At 68.3% G+C, this 17012-nt stretch carries 13 protein-coding genes; 8 read left to right on the top strand and 5 right to left on the bottom strand.

What is annotated here, in order from left to right:
- Positions 1 to 380 precede the first annotated feature (380 nt).
- From GC106_RS10875 to GC106_RS10845, 7 genes are all read left to right on the top strand, one after another.
- A complete protein-coding gene (locus GC106_RS10875) occupies positions 381 to 563 on the top strand; it encodes a hypothetical protein (RefSeq protein WP_173127766.1) in 183 nt (60 codons plus the stop codon).
- Positions 560 to 952: a hypothetical protein gene (locus tag GC106_RS10870; RefSeq protein ID WP_173127763.1), complete on the top strand. Its 393-nt coding sequence runs from the start codon at positions 560 to 562 to the stop codon at positions 950 to 952. Before GC106_RS10875 ends, GC106_RS10870 begins: the two co-directional genes overlap by 4 nt.
- A gap of 50 nt (positions 953 to 1002) precedes the next feature.
- On the top strand, positions 1003 to 2076 hold the full coding sequence (locus GC106_RS10865; RefSeq protein ID WP_173127760.1) for an ABC transporter ATP-binding protein: 1074 nt from the start codon (positions 1003 to 1005) through the stop codon (positions 2074 to 2076).
- Positions 2073 to 2906, top strand: a complete 834-nt coding sequence (locus GC106_RS10860; RefSeq protein WP_173127757.1) for an ABC transporter permease — start codon at positions 2073 to 2075, stop codon at positions 2904 to 2906. The genes GC106_RS10865 and GC106_RS10860 overlap by 4 nt, the downstream gene beginning before the upstream one ends.
- 105 nt (positions 2907 to 3011) lie before the next feature.
- Positions 3012 to 6743 carry an ABC transporter ATP-binding protein gene (locus tag GC106_RS10855; RefSeq protein WP_173127754.1) on the top strand — a complete coding sequence of 1244 codons (3732 nt, stop codon included), beginning with the start codon at positions 3012 to 3014 and terminating at the stop codon, positions 6741 to 6743.
- A gap of 315 nt (positions 6744 to 7058) precedes the next feature.
- A complete protein-coding gene (locus GC106_RS10850; protein WP_173127752.1) occupies positions 7059 to 10763 on the top strand; it encodes a multifunctional oxoglutarate decarboxylase/oxoglutarate dehydrogenase thiamine pyrophosphate-binding subunit/dihydrolipoyllysine-residue succinyltransferase subunit in 3705 nt (1234 codons plus the stop codon).
- Between the two features lie 70 nt (positions 10764 to 10833).
- Positions 10834 to 11013, top strand: a complete 180-nt coding sequence (locus GC106_RS10845) for a DUF6104 family protein (protein WP_173127749.1) — start codon at positions 10834 to 10836, stop codon at positions 11011 to 11013.
- Between the two features lie 4 nt (positions 11014 to 11017).
- Here the strand turns inward: GC106_RS10845 and GC106_RS10840 are convergent, their stop codons facing one another.
- From GC106_RS10840 to GC106_RS10825, 4 genes are all read right to left on the bottom strand, one after another.
- On the bottom strand, positions 11018 to 11791 hold the full coding sequence (locus GC106_RS10840) for an ABC transporter permease (RefSeq protein ID WP_173127746.1): 774 nt from the start codon (positions 11789 to 11791) through the stop codon (positions 11018 to 11020).
- Positions 11788 to 12714: an ATP-binding cassette domain-containing protein gene (locus GC106_RS10835; RefSeq protein ID WP_173127743.1), complete on the bottom strand. Its 927-nt coding sequence runs from the start codon at positions 12712 to 12714 to the stop codon at positions 11788 to 11790. The genes GC106_RS10840 and GC106_RS10835 overlap by 4 nt, the downstream gene beginning before the upstream one ends.
- A gap of 181 nt (positions 12715 to 12895) precedes the next feature.
- Positions 12896 to 13735: a DUF4097 family beta strand repeat-containing protein gene (locus GC106_RS10830; RefSeq protein WP_173127741.1), complete on the bottom strand. Its 840-nt coding sequence runs from the start codon at positions 13733 to 13735 to the stop codon at positions 12896 to 12898.
- A gap of 42 nt (positions 13736 to 13777) precedes the next feature.
- Positions 13778 to 14272, bottom strand: coding sequence for a hypothetical protein (locus GC106_RS10825; protein WP_173127739.1), 495 nt, complete (start codon positions 14270 to 14272; stop codon positions 13778 to 13780).
- Between the two features lie 337 nt (positions 14273 to 14609).
- On the opposite strand from GC106_RS10825, the gene GC106_RS10820 reads away from it, so the two are divergent.
- Complete coding sequence (locus GC106_RS10820) at positions 14610 to 15836, top strand: chymotrypsin family serine protease (protein ID WP_173127736.1); 1227 nt, start codon at positions 14610 to 14612, stop codon at positions 15834 to 15836.
- A 152-nt stretch (positions 15837 to 15988) separates the two neighbouring features.
- On the opposite strand, the gene GC106_RS10815 is transcribed toward GC106_RS10820, so the two are convergent.
- Positions 15989 to 16879, bottom strand: coding sequence for a DUF559 domain-containing protein (locus tag GC106_RS10815; protein ID WP_173127734.1), 891 nt, complete (start codon positions 16877 to 16879; stop codon positions 15989 to 15991).
- Positions 16880 to 17012: the final 133 nt, after the last annotated feature.

Below are 17012 nucleotides of genomic sequence, written 5' to 3'. Positions count from 1 at the left end.
TCCCAGCGCTGGGCACGCCGCACCTGAACAAGCAACCTCCACAGCCAGCCATCCCAACCTTCCCCTGCTCGGTGCTGCGCACCCTCGCCAGAGAAACTTCAGTCCGCGACATCTGGGGCCGAGCCCCAGACCCCACGGCGCCAGCTCCTCACCTCCCAGCGCTGGGCGCGATCCGCTTCAACCAGCAACCAGCAACCAGCCCCGGCTTCGCCTGCCCGGCGCTGCGCACCTTCGCCGGGGAGGCTTCGGTCTGCGCCGCCTCTATCGTCTGGCCTCTTCGTGTGCCGTTGCACTGGGTTGCAGGAACCGGCAGGGCTTGGTGGGGGTTCAGTCCGGCGGGTGAACTGTCGATGTCTTCAGGGTGAGAGTTCGAGGCTTTCGTGGCTGAGCCACGATGGGACGTGCGGTGCCACGATCCCTTCGGCCGGGACCGGGCACTGACGTTGATCGTGGAGCACGGCAAAGTGGTGCTGGTACCGCCGCCTGGCGCGTCCGCCGCTCAGCAGATCCATGGGCTCCGGCAGGCCCTTGACCAGGCAGCGGGACGGGCGAACGAATCATGAGCCAGCCGTTGGACGACCTCCTGCGAGCAGCCGTGCTACGCAGGCTTGACCTGCTCGACCAGGTCGCCGAGCAAGGCGACCCGGCGACCCTGCTACCGCTGGCCCGGTCCGAGATCAGCAGGCTGGCCGACGGCTGGCGGCTGCTGCTGACGGTCCACCAGCCAGGACCCGACCGCCGGTGCAACGCCTGCCCACGCGGGTGGCGTGGCAGGAAATGGCCATGTCAGGTCTGGCGGATGGCCCACGAGCACCTGATCGGCGAAGGCCTGCCGCACCGCGAACGCAGGCGGCCACTGCGCAACTCCGTGCGCAGCGCCCTACGGAAATCCCGGAACGCCGAATCGCCGTGTGAACAAACCAGGGAGATCCCGCCAGTCCCGCGCACCTGAGCAGTTCCCATGAGGCAGGATGTCGCCCACAGTCGAGTGGGAGGACACGCGTGCACGACGGAAGCGGCCGGGTCGTTGTCCAGAACCTGACCAAGACCTTCGGGCAGGTTCTCGCGGTGCAGAACCTCAGCTTCACAGTGGAACCCGGTTCGGTGACCGGCTTCCTCGGCCCGAACGGCGCAGGCAAGACGACCACCCTGCGGATGCTGCTCGGCCTCGTCACCCCGACAGCCGGGCACGCCACGATCAACGGGCAACCGTTCCATCACCTCGGCAACCCCGCACGCGTGGTCGGTGCCGTGCTGGAGGCGCAGAGCTTCCACCCGAACCGCACCGCACGCAACCACTTACGTGTCTACGCCGCGGCGATCGGCGTTCCCGACCAGCGCGTGGACGAAGTCCTGCACCTCGTCGGCCTGTCGGACGCGGCCGAACGCGGCGCGGGCGGTTTCTCCATGGGTATGCGGCAACGGCTGGCGCTGGCGACCGCGCTGCTGGGTGACCCCCAGGTCCTCGTCCTGGACGAGCCGTCCAACGGCCTCGACCCCGAAGGCATCGTGTGGCTGCGGACGTTCCTGCAGGGCTTCGCCCGCAGCGGCCGGACCGTGCTCGTGTCCAGCCACCTGCTCGCCGAGATCGAGCAGACCGTCGAGCAGGTCGTGATCATCAGCCGCGGCCAGACGATGTACTACGGCCCGCTGGAGCAGCTGCGCAAATCCCAGCAGGGCCGCGTCGTCGTGCGCCCGTCGGACGCGCAGCGGCTGATCACGGCCCTGCAGGAAGCCGGCCACACCACCATCGAGCACCTGCCCGAAGGCACGCTCGCGGTGACCGGCGTCGAACCCGAGCAGGTCGGCGACCTCGCCCTGGAAGCCCGGGTGGCGATCTACGGCATGCACTCGCAGCACGCCGACCTCGAGCAGATCTTCTTCCAGCTGACCAGCGGGCAGTTCTCCGGCGCCCAGCTCAACCCGTACCAGCAACAGGTCCACCACCAGCCACAACAACAGTTCCAGCAACCGCCACCAGGCTGGCCGCAACAACCCCAGCAACCCCAGCAACCGCAGCAACAGTGGCAGCACCAGCAACAGTGGCAGCGACCCCAGGACGGTGGGCAGCGATGAACCGCCTGATCACCGCCGAGTACCGCAAGGTCTTCACCACCAAGCTCTGGTGGGCACTGCTCATCCCGGCCGCCGCGCTCAGCCTGGCCTTCACGTGGGGCGGTGCCGCCCTCGGCGCGCTCGGCGACATCGACCGCGAACTGGGCGGCGTGGTCCCGTTGGCGCTGCCCGCCTTCGCGCAGGGCATCAACTTCGCGTCGGTGTTCGGCCTGATCCTCGGCGGCACCGCGGTGACCGGCGAGATCCGGCACAAGACGATCACCACCAGCTACCTGACCGGCCCGACGCGCGGTGCCGTGCTGGCCGCGAAACTGTTCGTGTACTCCACGATCGGCGCGGTCTACGGGCTCGTCTGCATGCTCGCCGCCACCCTGGGCGCCTTGCTGGGCAACAACTTCCCGGACACCGACGACTGGTTCACGCTGGCAGGCGCCGGTGTGGTCGCGATGGTCATGTGGACGCTGCTGGGTGTCGGCGTCGGCGCGCTGATCGGCAACCAGGTGGGCACGACCGTCGGCCTGATCGTCTACGTGCTGATCATCGAACCGATCATCTCGGTCGTGCTGCGCAGCAACGACGCCGGGCACGTCCCGCCGTACCTGCTGAACACGTCCGGCAGCAACATGGTGACGGACCTGTCGCTCGACCTGTTCTTCGCCGGTCTGCCGGGCAGTTCGCGACGCAACCAGCGGGCGTACGAAGACCTGCGTGAATTCCTCAGCCTCACCGACTCACCGCAGTGGTGGGTCAGCGGCCTGATCTTCGTCGGCTACGCCGTCGCCCTCGGCCTCGCAGGCTGGCTCGTCGCCCGCCGCCGCGACATCACCTGACCCCACCCACCCGGCCCCCTCCCCTCGTGAGTGTTTATCAGGGTTAGAACGCCGATAAACACTCACGATGGCTGGCCTGTCGGTGGTTCGACATAACCTGGCTGGGTGCCTGAAACCTCGCCTGGCTGGATCCGACGGCTGACCCGCGCGTGCTGGCAGCACCGTCGTCTCGTGCTGCTGTCCGTGCTCGCCTCTGTGATCGGTGTCGGGTTCCAGGCCGTCGGCCCGCTCTTGGTGAAGGTCGCGGTCGACGGGGCGGTCGCCGGGCACACGAACGGTCTCGCCGTGATCGTGGCCGTGCTGATCGCGTTGGAGCTGCTGACGTTCGGGTCCGCGTTCATCCGGCGCTACCTGGGCGGACGGCTCGCCCTCGACGTCCAGCACGACCTGCGGCAACAGGTCTTCCAAGCGGTGCAACGGCTGGACGGCGCGAAGCAGGACGCGTTGCGGACCGGCCAGGTGGTGTCCCGGTCGATCACCGACCTGCAGCTCGTCCAGGGTCTGCTGTCGATGGTGCCGCTCGCGATCGGCACGGTCTTCTTCGCGATCGTCGCGATCGGCGCCATGGTGTGGCTTTCGCCACTGCTGACCGTGATCGCGCTGGTCGTCGTGCCACTGGTCGTGTTCGTCGGCATACGGACCCGCCGCAGGCTCTTCCCGGCCACGTGGTCGGCGCAGCAGAAGGCCGCGGACCTCGCGCAGCACGTCGAGGAGACGGTCACCGGCGTGCGGGTGGTGAAGGGCTTCGGCCAGGAGGCCAGGGAGGTCTCGCGGCTGGAGAAGGCCGCACGCAAGCTGTTCGCGGAGCGGATGCGTGCCGCGACGCTGACGTCCAAGCCGTCGGCCACGTTGGTCGCGTTGCCCGCCCTGGGGCAGGTCGGCGTGCTCGCGCTCGGCGGGTGGATGGCGCTCGACGGCCAGGTCACGTTGGGCACGTTTCTCGCGTTCACCAGTTACGTCGCCAACCTGGTCGGTCCGGCCCGGTTGTTGTCCAGCCTGGTCGTGAACGCGCAGCTGGCACGGGCCGGTGTCGAACGGGTGTACGACCTGATCGACTCCCAGCCGGAGGTCAAGGAGGCGCCGGACGCGCGCGATGTCCCGGACGGCCCGTTGGACGTCTCACTCGACGGCGTACGGTTCGGGTACACGCGCAGCGAACCCGTGCTGGACGGCCTGTCGTTCCACGTCCGCCCCGGCGAGACACTCGCCCTCGTCGGCACGGCCGGATCCGGCAAGTCGACGATCTCCATGCTGCTCCCCCGGTTCTACGACGTGCACGAGGGCACCATCGCAGTCGGCGGCGTCGACATCCGTGAGTTCCGGCTGACGTCCCTGCGGCGCGCGGTCGGGGTCGTGTTCGAAGAGGCGTTCCTGTTCTCCGACACGATCCGGGCGAACATCGCCTACGGCCGTCCGGACGCCGGTGCGGAGGAAGTGATCGCCGCGGCCAAGGCCGCCCAGGCCCACGACTTCATCTCCGAACTGCCCGACGGCTACGACACTGTCGTCGGTGAACGCGGCCTGACGTTGTCCGGTGGGCAGCGGCAACGTGTCGCGTTGGCCAGGGCGTTGCTGACCGACCCCCGTGTCCTGGTGCTCGACGACGCGACGTCTGCCGTGGACACCGCGACCGAGGCCGCGATCCACGACACGCTGCGCGAGATCACCGCGACCCGGACGACGTTGCTCGTGGCGCACCGCCGGTCGAGCCTGCAACTGGCGGATCGGATCGCCGTGCTCGACGGCGGCCGCCTGGTCGACATCGGCACGCACGACGAGCTGACCGCGCGCTGCGAGCTGTACCGGAACCTCCTTGCCAGCCAAGGGGACGCGATCGAGGACAAGTGCCGCTGCGCGCCTGACGAGCTCGGCTCCGACGGCGTGACCGACGCGCTGTGGCCGTCCGACGCGGCGGAGCCCGAGCCGACCACGACGTCTCCCTCCCCTGTCCGTGTCGGAGGGGCCCGAGGTGGTCCGGGCGGCCCGGCCGCGTCCGTCCCGGCGACACCCGAACTGCTGGCGCAGATCGAGGCCCTGCCGCCGGCGACCGAGAAACCCGACATGCCGGGTGAGGACCCGACCAGGCCGGACCCGAACTTCTCGCTGCGCAGGCTCCTGCGACCGGTCCGGTGGGCGTTGGTGTTCGTGGGCGCGCTCGTGATCGCGGACGCCGTGCTGTCGATGGCGCTGCCGTCGCTGGTCCGGTTCGGCATCGACGACGGCGTGGTGACCGGTTCTCCCAACGGACTGTGGATCGCAGCCGGTCTGGGCGTCGCGCTGGTCGGCTTCGGCTGGCTCGCCAGTGCCTTGTCGACAGTATGGGCGGCCAGGGTCGGTGAACGCCTGTTGTTCCTGTTGCGCGTCCGTAGTTACGCGCATCTGCAGCGCCTCGGGCTCGACTACTACGAGCGCGAGATGGCCGGGCGGATCATGACCCGGATGACCACGGATGTCGACGCGTTGTCGACGTTCCTGCAGACCGGCCTGGTCACCGCGGTCGCCAGCCTGCTGACCGTGGTCACCGTGACCGTCGCCTTGCTGGTGACGGACGCGTCCCTGGCCTTGGTCGCGTTGGCCGTCCTGCCGGTCGTGATCGTCGCGACGGTGATCTTCCAGCGACTGTCCTCAGTGGCGTACGCGGAGGCACGCGAGCGTGTCAGCGCCGTCAACGCGGACATGCAGGAGAATGTGTCCGGCCTGCGCGTGGCCCAGGCGTACACCCGCGAAGGCGTGTCCGCTCAGGCGTTCGCCGCCCGCAGCGACGCGTACCGGCGGTCGCGGGCGAGGGCACAGCGCTACATCGCGACGTACTTCCCTTTCGTGGACATGCTTTCCGGCGTCGCCAGGGCCGCGGTCCTGGTGGTCGGCGCGCAGCGCGTCGCCGAGGGCTCGCTGAGCCCCGGCGTGCTCCTGGCGTTCCTGCTGTACCTGGGGCTGTTCTTCGCGCCGGTGCAGCAGCTCAGCGGCGTCTTCGACGGCTACCAGCAGGCCCGGGTCGGTCTGCGCCGGATCGGTGACCTGCTGCGCACCCCGAGTTCGCTGCGGCCGGCCGACCACCCGGTCGACGTGCCCGCCAGCCTGCGTGGCGAGGTGGAACTGCGCGACGTGTCGTTCCACTACCCCGGCGTCGAAGAGCCCGCGCTGGACCGCGTGACGTTACGTGTCGCGCCGGGCGAAACCGTCGCGCTCGTCGGCGCGACCGGCGCGGGCAAGTCGACGCTGGTGAAACTGGTCGCCCGGTTCTACGACGTGACCTCGGGTTCGGTCCTGGTCGACGGCGTGGACATCCGGGACTACGACCTGGCCTCGTTCCGCCAGCGCCTCGGCGTCGTCCCGCAGGAGGCGCACCTGTTCACCGGCGACGTCGCGCACAACATCGCCTACGCCCGCCCGGAGGCGTCCCGGGCGGAGATCGAGGACGCCGCCCGGTCCGTCGGCGCGTTGCCGATGGTCGCGTCCCTGTCCGCCGGCTTCCGCCAGCAGGTCGGCGAACGCGGCCAGGGCCTGTCCGCGGGCCAACGCCAACTGGTGGCGCTGGCTCGCGCCGAACTGGCCCACCCCGACGTGTTGCTGCTCGACGAGGCGACGGCCGCCCTCGACCCGTCGACCGAGGCCCAGGTGCTGACCGCGAGCGAACAACTCACCCGCTCCCGCACGACGTTCGTGGTCGCCCACCGCCTGGCGACAGCGGCGCGGGCGGACCGCATCATCGTCCTCGACGGCGGCCGGATCGCCGAACAGGGAACCCACACCGAGCTGATCAACGCCAACGGCCTCTACGCCCGCCTCTGGCACTTCGGCACGACCGAGGCACCGGACGAAGCCCTCGTCGACTGACGTCGTGTCCACCATTCCGGCACCCCGTGTCCACCATTCCGGCACCCCCGTGTGCCACGTTCCGGCACCCCGAGTGCGCCGGCGGACGTCAGGCCCCGCCGGGGCTGGACCAGTTGGGTCGTTGTTCGACAGGCGTGTGGCGGGACGGCGGATCGCCTGGGAGAATCGATTCCCTGATCGATTCAGTGAGCAATACCCCATCGTCGGCATGCGCACAAGGTTCAATCGGGTCACACACCGCACGAGCGGGGTACTAGCCTGGTTGGCGAGTGTGTTCAATATCGAGAACGAGATGGATAGAGGCGAGTGCCAGCCGTGTCCAGCAGCAGCCCTGCGTCACAGTTCGGCCCGAATGAGTGGCTCGTCGAAGAGATGTACGAGCAGTTCCTCGCGGATCCGGCGTCGGTAGACCCCGCGTGGCACGACTTCTTCGCCGACTACAAGCCCACACAGCAGCGGACTCAGGGCGTGGCCAGCAGCAGCGCCACAGGGCAGACCAAGACGGTCACCAAGATCGAGCCGCCTGCTTCTGACACCAACGGCCAGGCGCCCGCCGCCGCGAAGGCCACGGCCCCCAAGGCGACCGCCCCCGCGTCGGCACCCCCGAAGCCGACGACGCCCGCGGCCAAGCCCGCCGCCGCCAAGAAGCCGGACCCGGCCAAGGCGGACGGCGAGAGCAGCAAGCCGATCCGCGGCGCCGCCGCCGCGATCGCCAAGAACATGGAGCAGTCGCTCACGGTCCCGACCGCGACGAGCGTCCGGGCCGTTCCGGCCAAGCTGCTGTTCGACAACCGGGTCGTGATCAACAACCGGCTGCGCCGGACGCGCGGCGGCAAGATCTCGTTCACCCACCTGATCGGGTACGCCCTGGTGCGGGCGCTGAAGGACTACCCGAACATGAACCGGCACTACGCCGTCGTCGACGGCAAGCCGCAGCTGGTCACGCCGGAGCACGTCAACCTCGGCCTCGCCATCGACCTGCCGGGCAAGGACGGTCAGCGCAACCTGGTCGTCGCGTCCATCAAGGCCTGCGAGGAGATGACCTTCGCGCAGTTCTGGCAGGCCTACGAGGACCTGATCCGCAAGGCCCGGACCGGTCACCTGACCACCGAGGACTTCGCGGGCACCACGATCTCGCTGACCAACCCGGGCACGATCGGCACCAACCACTCGGTGCCGCGGCTGACCGCGGGCCAGGGCGCGATCATCGGCGTCGGCGCGATGGAGTACCCCGCGCAGTACCAGGGCACCAGTGAGAAGGCACTGGTCGAGATGGGCATCAGCAAGATCATGACGCTGACGTCCACCTACGACCACCGGATCATCCAGGGCGCCGAGTCCGGCGAGTTCCTCCGCCGGATCCACCAGCTGCTGCTGGGCGAGGACAAGTTCTACGACGACGTCTTCACCTCGCTGCGCATCCCGTACGAGCCGATCCGCTGGGTGCAGGACATCCCGGAGGGCACGCTCGACAAGGCCGCCCGGGTCATCGAGCTGATCGACGCGTTCCGCAACCGCGGCCACCTGATGGCCGACACGGACCCGCTGAACTACCGTCAGCGCCGCCACGACGACCTGGACATCCTGTCGCACGGCCTGACCCTGTGGGACCTGGACCGCGAGTTCGCCGTCGGCGGCTTCGCCGGCCAGGAGCGGATGAAGCTGCGGGACGTGCTGAGCGTGCTGCGGGACTCGTACTGCCGCACGGTCGGCGTCGAGTACACGCACATCCTCGACCCGGCGGAGCGCCGGTGGATCCAGGACCGTGTGGAGATCCCGCACGAGAAGCCCGACGCGGCCGTGCAGAAGTACATCCTGTCCAAGCTCAACGCCGCCGAGGCGTTCGAGACGTTCCTGCAGACCAAGTACGTCGGCCAGAAGCGGTTCTCGCTGGAGGGCGGCGAGAGCGTCATCCCGCTGCTGGACACGATCCTGGACAAGGCCGCCGAGTACGAGCTGGACGAGGTCGTCATCGGCATGCCGCACCGCGGCAGGCTGAACGTGCTGGCCAACATCGTCGGCAAGCCGATCTCGCAGATCTTCCGTGAGTTCGAGGGCAACCTCGACCCGGGCCAGGCGCACGGCTCCGGTGACGTGAAGTACCACCTCGGTGCCGAGGGCAAGTACTTCCGGATGTTCGGCGACGGCGAGACCAAGGTGTCGCTGACCGCCAACCCGTCGCACCTGGAGACGGTCGACCCGGTGCTCGAGGGCATCGTGCGCGCCAAGCAGGACATCCTCGACAAGGGTGGCGACGCGGGCGGTTTCACGGTCCTGCCGGTCGCGCTGCACGGTGACGCCGCGTTCGCCGGCCAGGGTGTGGTCGCCGAGACGCTGAACCTGGCGCTGCTGCGCGGTTACCGCACCGGCGGCACGGTGCACGTGATCATCAACAACCAGGTCGGCTTCACCACCGCGCCGGAGCACTCGCGCTCCAGCCAGTACGCGACCGACGTGGCCAAGATGATCCAGGCGCCGGTGTTCCACGTGAACGGCGACGACCCGGAGGCCTGCCACTGGGTGGCCAAGCTGGCGATGGACTACCGCCAGGCGTTCAACAAGGACGTCGTGATCGACATGCTGTGCTACCGGCGTCGTGGCCACAACGAGGGCGACGACCCGTCGATGACGCAGCCGGCGATGTACGACATCATCGACACCAAGCGCAGCGTCCGCAAGACCTACACCGAGGCCCTGATCGGCCGCGGCGACATCTCCGTCGACGAGGCCGAGAAGGCCCTGCGCGACTTCTCCTCACAGCTGGAGCACGTCTTCAACGAGGTGCGCGAGCTCGAGAAGCACCCGATCTCGCCGAGCCCGTCGGTCGAGGAGGAGCAGCAGGTTCCGGCCCGCGTGCCGACGGCGGTGTCGCGCGAGGTGATCGAGAAGATCGCGGACGCGCACATCAACCTGCCGGAGGGCTTCACGCCGCACCCGCGGGTCAAGCCGGTGCTCGAGCGGCGCGCCAAGATGGCCCGCGAGGGCGACATCGACTGGGCGTTCGGCGAGCTGCTGGCGTTCGGTTCGCTGAACCTGGAGGGCAAGCTGGTCCGCCTGGCGGGCCAGGACTCGCGGCGCGGCACGTTCGTGCAGCGGCACGCGGTGGTCGTGGACCGCAAGACCGGCCAGGAGTACACGCCGTTGCAGAACCTGAGCGAGGACCAGGGCCGGTTCCTGGTGTACGACTCGGCGCTGTCGGAGTACGCGGCGGTCGGCTTCGAGTACGGCTACTCGGTGGCCAACGGCGACGCGCTGGTGTTGTGGGAAGCCCAGTTCGGTGACTTCGTCAACGGCGCCCAGTCGGTGATCGACGAGTTCATCTCGTCGTCGGAGGCCAAGTGGGGCCAGCTGTCCGACGTCGTGCTGCTGCTGCCGCACGGCCACGAGGGCCAGGGCCCGGACCACACCTCCGGCCGGATCGAGCGCTGGTTGCAGCTGTGCGCCGAGGGCTCGATGACCGTGGCGATCCCGTCCACCCCGGCGAACTACTTCCACCTGCTGCGCAGGCACGCGCTGGACGGCGTGACCCGGCCGCTGATCGTCTTCACGCCGAAGTCGATGCTGCGCAACAAGGCCGCGGTGAGCGCGGTGGAGGACTTCACCGAGGGCCGGTTCATGTCGGTGCTCGACGACCCGACGCAGCCGGACCCGCAGGGCGTGCGCAAGATCCTGTTCGTGTCCGGCAAGCTCTACTACGAGCTGGCGGCCGAGCGGGAGAAGCGCGGCGTGACCGACACCGCGATCGTGCGGGTCGAGCAGCTCTACCCGGTGCCGCAGAAGAAGCTGGGCCAGATCTTCGACCGCTACCCGAACGCGCACGACGTGCGCTGGGTGCAGGAGGAGCCGGCCAACCAGGGCTCGTGGCCGTTCTACGGCCTGTTCGTGCGGGAGAAGTTCCCGGAGCGGATGGGCAACATGAAGCGTGTGTCGCGGCGCCCGATGTCGGCCCCGTCGGTGGGTTCGTCCAAGGTGCACGAGGTCGAGCAGCGTGAGTTGATCGAGAAGGCCTTCGCGGACTGACGTCTGCCCGAGTTGTATAAAGATGGCTCCCGGGGCACGCGCCCCGGGAGCCGTTTTGTATGGAGAACCTATGTACTTCACTGACCGGGGAATCGAAGAGCTCGAGGAACGCCGTGGCGAGGAGGAAGTGACGTTCGGCTGGCTCGCCGAGAAGCTCCGCGCCTTCGTCGACGCCAATCCCGACTACGAGGAGGCCGTCGAGCGCCTCGCCACCTTCCTCGCCCGCGACGACGAGGACATCGACGACTGAGCCGTCAGCGGACAGGTGTGCGGTTGTACTGCCTCTTGGCCCAGACGTAGCCGACGACGCTGAGAACCACGCACCAGCTGACGGCGATCACGGCGCTGTTGCCGATCGGGGTGCCCATCAGCAGGCCGCGGATGGTTTCGATGACCGGTGTGTACGGCTGGTTCTCGGCGAACCAGCGGACCGGGCCGGTCATCGACTCGGTGGTCACGAAGGCGCTGCTGATGAACGGCAGGAACTGCAGGATCAGCGACAGGCTGTTCGCGCCGGCCGGGGTGGTGGCCTTCAGTCCGAACGCGACGGCCAGCCAGGTGATCGCGAACGTCAGCAGCACGAAGACACCGAGCACCAGCAGCCAGTCACCGAAGCCGGCCCGCGGCCGGAAACCGAGCAGTACGGCCAGCCCGATCACCAGCGTCACGCTCACCAACGTCCGGATCACGCTGCCGATCACCTGTCCGGTGAGGACGGACGCCCGGGTGATGTCCAGGGTGCGGAACCTGGCGATGATCCCTTCGGCCATGTCCTGGCAGACCTTGACCGCGGTGGCGGCCGAGCCCGTCCCGGCGGTCATGATCACGATGCCGGGCGTCAGGTAGTCGATGTAGCTGCTGGCCGAGCTCGGTCCGATCGCGCCGCCGAACACCCCGACGAACAACAGCATCATGAACACTGGGGTGGCGATGCCGCTGATGGTCATCATCAGGTTGCGCTTGGAGTGGGTGAAGTCGCGGCGCAGCATGGTGGCCGAGTCGCGCACGGCGAGGGAGAGAGTGCTCATCGGGTGGTTTCCTTGGCGGTGAGGGCGAAGAAGACATCGTCGAGGTCGGGCAGGTGCACGGACAGGCTGTCGGCCTCGATGTGGTTGCCGTCCAGGCGATCCAGCAGCGAACGCAGCGACTGCACGCCGCCGTCGGACGGGATGTCGAGCGCGAGCGAGTCGTCGTCGCGCGTGCCGCCGAGAATCCGGACGGCGTGGTCCAGCCGGGGCACGTCGGCGAACTGCAACCGGACGTGACCGCCGGGGATCAGGCGCTTGAGCTGGTCCGGAGTGCCTTCGGCGACCAGTCGGCCGCCGTTGAGCACGGCGATCCGGTCGGCGAGCTGGTCGGCTTCCTCAAGGTACTGCGTGGTCAGGAAAATCGTCACGCCGTCCTTGACGAGCTTGCGGATGATCTCCCACATCGTGCGGCGGCTGCGCGGGTCCAGTCCGGTGGTGGGCTCGTCGAGGAAGATGATCCGCGGGCTGCCCACCAGCGTCATCGCGAGGTCGAGCCGGCGGCGCATGCCACCGGAGTAGGTCATCGGCGTCCTGCGTGCCGCCTCGACGAGGTCGAACTGCTCCAGCAACTCCGCTGTGCGCCTGCGGCCCTCGGCCTTGGGCAGCCGGTGCAGATCCGCCATCAGCCGCAGGTTCTCCTCCCCGGTGAGCATGGCGTCCACCGCGGAGAACTGACCGGTGACGCCGATCGAACCGCGCACACCGCCGGGATTGACCGTCAGATCGTGGCCTGCCACAACGGCTTTGCCGTCGTCGGCGGCCAGGAGCGTGGACAGGATCTGCACGGTGGTGGTCTTGCCGGCACCGTTCGGGCCGAGCAGGGAGAAGATCGTCCCTTCGGCGACCCGCAGGTCGATTCCGTCCAGGACGACCTTGTCCGCATAGGACTTGCGCAGCCCGGTCGCTTCGATCGCGAGCTTCATGGTTCCTCACATAGTCAGGCAAGCAAATGCTTGGTTGTCTGCGCAGGGCACACTTCCGCCCCGGCAGGAAGTCGGTATCGGGATCAGCCGCCCCAGTCGCCACGTCAGAGAAATCGGTACGGGCCACGGCTGACGAAAAAGGACGCTCCCGGACCCAACGGACCCGGACCGAGCTGGGGGATCAGGCGGCGCGGTGCACGGTGATGTTGCCGAATCCGGTGTGCGCGCGGACTTCGACGGTCTCCTCGTTCTTCTCAGGGCCCTCGGTCGTGTCGAGGTTGTTGCGGACGGAGCCGTGCACCGACTTCAGGTCCAGCCATGCCGCGGTGCCCTGCCGGATACCGAAATCGACGGCGCCGTGGGTGGTCGTCAGCGTCACTTCGCCGCGTGCGACCTCGCCGATCCGGATGTCGCCATGCGAGACCTTCACCGTGACTCCGGCGGACGCCGACTCGACCTCGACCTCGCCGTTGCCCGCGGTGACCTTGAGATCGCCCGAGACGTCGCCGATCCTCGTGCGGCCGTTGCCGTTCTTCACGTTCGCGGTGCCGTCGATGCGGCCGACACTGACCTCGCCCGATCCGGTCCGCAGCTCGGCGTGCCCGGCCACCTGACCGACCACCAGCGCGCCATGCCCGCTGTCCACCGTCAACGGGCCGGTCTGCTCGAACCGGGCACCGCCGTACGCCATCTTGTAGCGCACCTCGCCGAGCCTGCCTTCACAGTGCAGGTCGACGATCTGGCCGTCACCGGTGACCCGGCTGCCCGCGGGCAGTTCGATCGTGACGTCGACCGTGCCGCCCCTGCCGACCAGTGGCCATTTCGGTGTTTTGACGAGCAGTCGGCCGTTCGAATACTCCACCCTGGTCTTCTCGACCGCCTTCCGGTCGTTGCCGTCGGATTCCCGCCGGGGCCGGACGTCCACCACGGTGTCGGCCCGGTCACCGGCGAAGAAGCGCGCCTCACCGACGGCGACCTCGAGCGTGACGGCGATCGGTTCCGGAGTCTGGAAAACAGGCATTTCGGCATTCCTTTCACAGGGGTCGGAAAGTCGGGATCAGAGTCAGCGGACCCAGCCGGAGAATCGCTGGCCTTCCCACGTTCCGCGGTGTTTCCGGGTGACACCATCGGCGTCGACCATGGTGGCGACGGCACGCACGAGCCACGTGTTGATCGACACCCCGTCCCGGTTGGCGGCCTGCTCGACAAGCTGCTTGAGCTGGTCCGGCAGCCGGAAGTTGATCCGTGCGGTGGCCGCTTCGTCGGTGAGCGGCGACACGGTGGGCGCGGGTTCCGGTTCGGCGGAATCCGGCACCGCGGGTGGCACCACCACGAAGTTGGGGTCCCGGCCGCGCAGCCGGACTTCCACCGAGCCGGGCAGCAGATCACGGGTGATCTCCTCCGCAGCGGCCGAAAGGGCGTCCAACAGGGTCAGCCTGGTCGCCGACTCGAGTGCCGCGGTGAGCCGTTCGGCCAACCCCCTGGCTTCGTCGCCCCCCGCCTCGGCGGCGACCGCCAGTTCGGCACGGAGGTTCTCGACGTATGGGGTGAGGTCCATGGCGCCAACTATGGCACCACAGCGACACCATCGCAACCCCAGCTTGACACCACTTCACGTTTCCGCAGGTCAACGAGGTTTCGAGCGTGGCGTCAGACGTGGCACCACCTGGCGCCATCCTTGCCCGCAGGGGACGCCCAAAAGGGCGGGCGGTAAATACATTCGATTTCGCGAATTGCAGTGGACTGCAGTGTGGACTCCATCGCGTTGACACTCGCCGAGGAATCCACGTACCGTTCCGTTCCGCGTCGATGACGCAGGTGAAGGCCAGTTCGAAAAGCAACGAATCCGAATCCATGTCGGCGTTGTCGTATGCCTTTTTCCCAGGGGAGGATTTATGTTCCGAAGAAACGCTGTTCTCGCGGCGGCCGGAATTTCCGTGCTCGGCGTGTTAGCGGCACCGGCCACCGCGGCGCCCGCCAAGGTGACGGGCGCGTACGACGCGGGCACCGATGCCGTGGCGACGATCGCGCAGGCGTACCTGGTCTCGCACCCTGACCTGACACCCGCGGCGGCTCGCGCCGCCGCACAGGCCCAGTCCGCGGGTGAGCAGCTCAAGGCGGAGATCGCCAAGGAGTGGAAGACGTTCGGTGGTGGCTGGTTCGACCCGTACACGGCCACCTACAACGTGGCCGTCACCTCGGCCACGACCGGCAGGACCCTGGCGGCGGTCGGCGCCACCAAGGGCGTGAAGGTCAACACGCCGCTCGTGGCGCGTAACTTCGACCAGCTCAACGCCGAGGCCGAAGCCCTCCGCAACGGAACGTCGGCGCTGGCCAAGGCGGCCGGCGGCAACGTCGGCATCGACGTGCGCACCAACCAGGTCGTGGCCGCGGTGCCCGAGTCCGCCCGTCGCGCGGAGCTAGGCCAGGCGGGCGTGTCCGTCGTCAACGGCCAGAACACGTCGGTGCAGGCCGACGCGTGCACCGACCGGGCGAACTGTGACGACTTCCAGGCAGCGGGCCTGATGCTGCGCAACGGCGCGGGCCAGCACTGGTGCTCGATCGGCTTCACGGCACGCAACTCCGCCAACCAGCGGATCACCCTGACCGCGGGCCACTGCAGCACCGGCATCGGCGAGGTCTGGTCGAACGGCACCGCGACCGTGCGGACCGTCGGTTCGGTGAGCGGCCGGATCGACTCCGGGGTGTCCGACGTGACCAGGATCGTGTCGACGAACTCCTTCTACGACAACGTCAACAGTGGACGGATCTACATCGGCGCGGGCTCGAACACCTCGCCGGTGAAGGGTGAGTCCTTCTTCCTGGTCAACGACGTCGCCTGCCTGTCGGCGAGCTTCACCAACCCGGCACGGAGCGGAAACCCTTGCGCCACCGTCACGAACACCAGTGACGCCGGCACCCGCGGCATGGTCCGCATCGACGGCTACGACGCCTGCGGCGGCGACAGCGGCGGCGGCTGGTACTGGCTGGCCCCGAGCGGCAACCGTTACGCGGTCGCCCTGCACAGCCGCAGCAACAGCGGCTGCAACGTCGCCAACGGCACCTCGTGGGCAAGCCCGTTGAGCGCCTTCTACTCCGACCTGGTCTACGAGGTCAGCTGACCTCGTAGCCCCAACGCGCGCCCGCCCGAGCCCCTCACTCGGACGGGCGCGCCCCACGTCGTGTCCACCATTCCGGCACCCCGTGTCCACCATTCCAGCACCATGAAATACACGTTCCGGCACCCCGAGTTGCACACTCCGTCAGGGTGCGCCTAAACGGCGATGTGCCGGCGGAGAAACGCCTGCCGGAGCTCGGCAGTCAGCCTGGTGGGATCCTTCAGGTCCGCCGCTGTGGCGCGGACGACGATCCAGCCGCGCCGGACAAGGTCTTCCTCACGCGCCAAGTCGTGGCATTCCCGGCCTTCATGTGCCGCATAGCCGTCGTACTCCAAGGCAATCCGTACGTCCGGCCACGCGAAGTCAAGCCGGTACCGCTCACGCCCGTCCATCCCGACGATGGCGAACTGAGGTACGGGCTCAGGTATGCCCGCGTCGATCAGCCTCACCATCATCCAACTCTCAGCCGGCGACTCGGTCAGGCCTGTCGCGAGTTCCAGAAGCGTCGTCGCGCGTCGCAGGCCGCGCTTGTCGGCTCGCGCGAGGACGCATTCGGCCACAAGACCTCTGAACCGCGGACGAACGTCTTCCGGTTGCATGGCAAGCGCCTGCTCCAGGCATGCGAAGGCCGTGGCCGACCGCGCGCGGCAGAGCATGTCAGCCAGCGAATGCCCCAACGAGAGAACTGGCAGTCCGTGCAGTTCCTCCACCTGTTCGGGTTCCCATCCGCTGTGGTGAACCACGATGCCGGGGCGGGAGCGTAGACGACGTCTGTACGGGAGCAATACGTGAATGGGCGCGTCATCAGCCGCATCGCAGCCGTACAGGCGCACGGCGGTATGGCTGGTGAGGACTGCGTCTGGCCCTGCCAGCAGGATCGTCGCGGCGGCACGTGTCAGCAGATCGGCCGCCCGCCGACGTTCGACCAGCACTTGCTTGGTGAAGTGGACCAGGTATCCCTCGTTGAGTTTCGACCTGACTTCACATCGGCCGGTTTTCTCGACGAGGACACGTTTGATGTGAGCGCCGTGCAGGCCGCTGTTCATGTGCATACCGCCACCGTGACGGTGCGGATGTCACGGTGGCCAGTGCGGCTGACCGGCGCCTGTGGACAAGTCGTCGCTGTGGATAACTGCTTCGGGTATTTCGGGGTGCCGGAAAGTGCATTTCAGTGTGCCG

This window comes from Kibdelosporangium persicum, assembly GCF_013280595.1.
Taxonomy (GTDB): Bacteria; Actinomycetota; Actinomycetes; order Mycobacteriales; family Pseudonocardiaceae; genus Kibdelosporangium; species Kibdelosporangium persicum.
Note: the sequence above shows the minus strand (reverse complement) of the source record. Positions and strands in the feature narration are given on the sequence as shown.

What these genes read in the sequence shown, in the direction of transcription:
- GC106_RS10860 (WP_173127757.1), top strand. Translation starts at nt 2,073, where the DNA reads ATGAACCGCCTGATCACCGCCGAGTACCGCAAGGTCTTCACCACCAAG.
- GC106_RS10825 (WP_173127739.1), bottom strand. Translation starts at nt 14,272, where the DNA reads ATGGACCTCACCCCATACGTCGAGAACCTCCGTGCCGAACTGGCGGTC.
- GC106_RS10845 (WP_173127749.1), top strand. Translation starts at nt 10,834, where the DNA reads ATGTACTTCACTGACCGGGGAATCGAAGAGCTCGAGGAACGCCGTGGC.
- GC106_RS10820 (WP_173127736.1), top strand. Translation starts at nt 14,610, where the DNA reads ATGTTCCGAAGAAACGCTGTTCTCGCGGCGGCCGGAATTTCCGTGCTC.
- GC106_RS10815 (WP_173127734.1), bottom strand. Translation starts at nt 16,879, where the DNA reads ATGAACAGCGGCCTGCACGGCGCTCACATCAAACGTGTCCTCGTCGAG.
- GC106_RS10840 (WP_173127746.1), bottom strand. Translation starts at nt 11,791, where the DNA reads ATGAGCACTCTCTCCCTCGCCGTGCGCGACTCGGCCACCATGCTGCGC.
- GC106_RS10830 (WP_173127741.1), bottom strand. Translation starts at nt 13,735, where the DNA reads ATGCCTGTTTTCCAGACTCCGGAACCGATCGCCGTCACGCTCGAGGTC.
- GC106_RS10870 (WP_173127763.1), top strand. Translation starts at nt 560, where the DNA reads ATGAGCCAGCCGTTGGACGACCTCCTGCGAGCAGCCGTGCTACGCAGG.
- GC106_RS10835 (WP_173127743.1), bottom strand. Translation starts at nt 12,714, where the DNA reads ATGAAGCTCGCGATCGAAGCGACCGGGCTGCGCAAGTCCTATGCGGAC.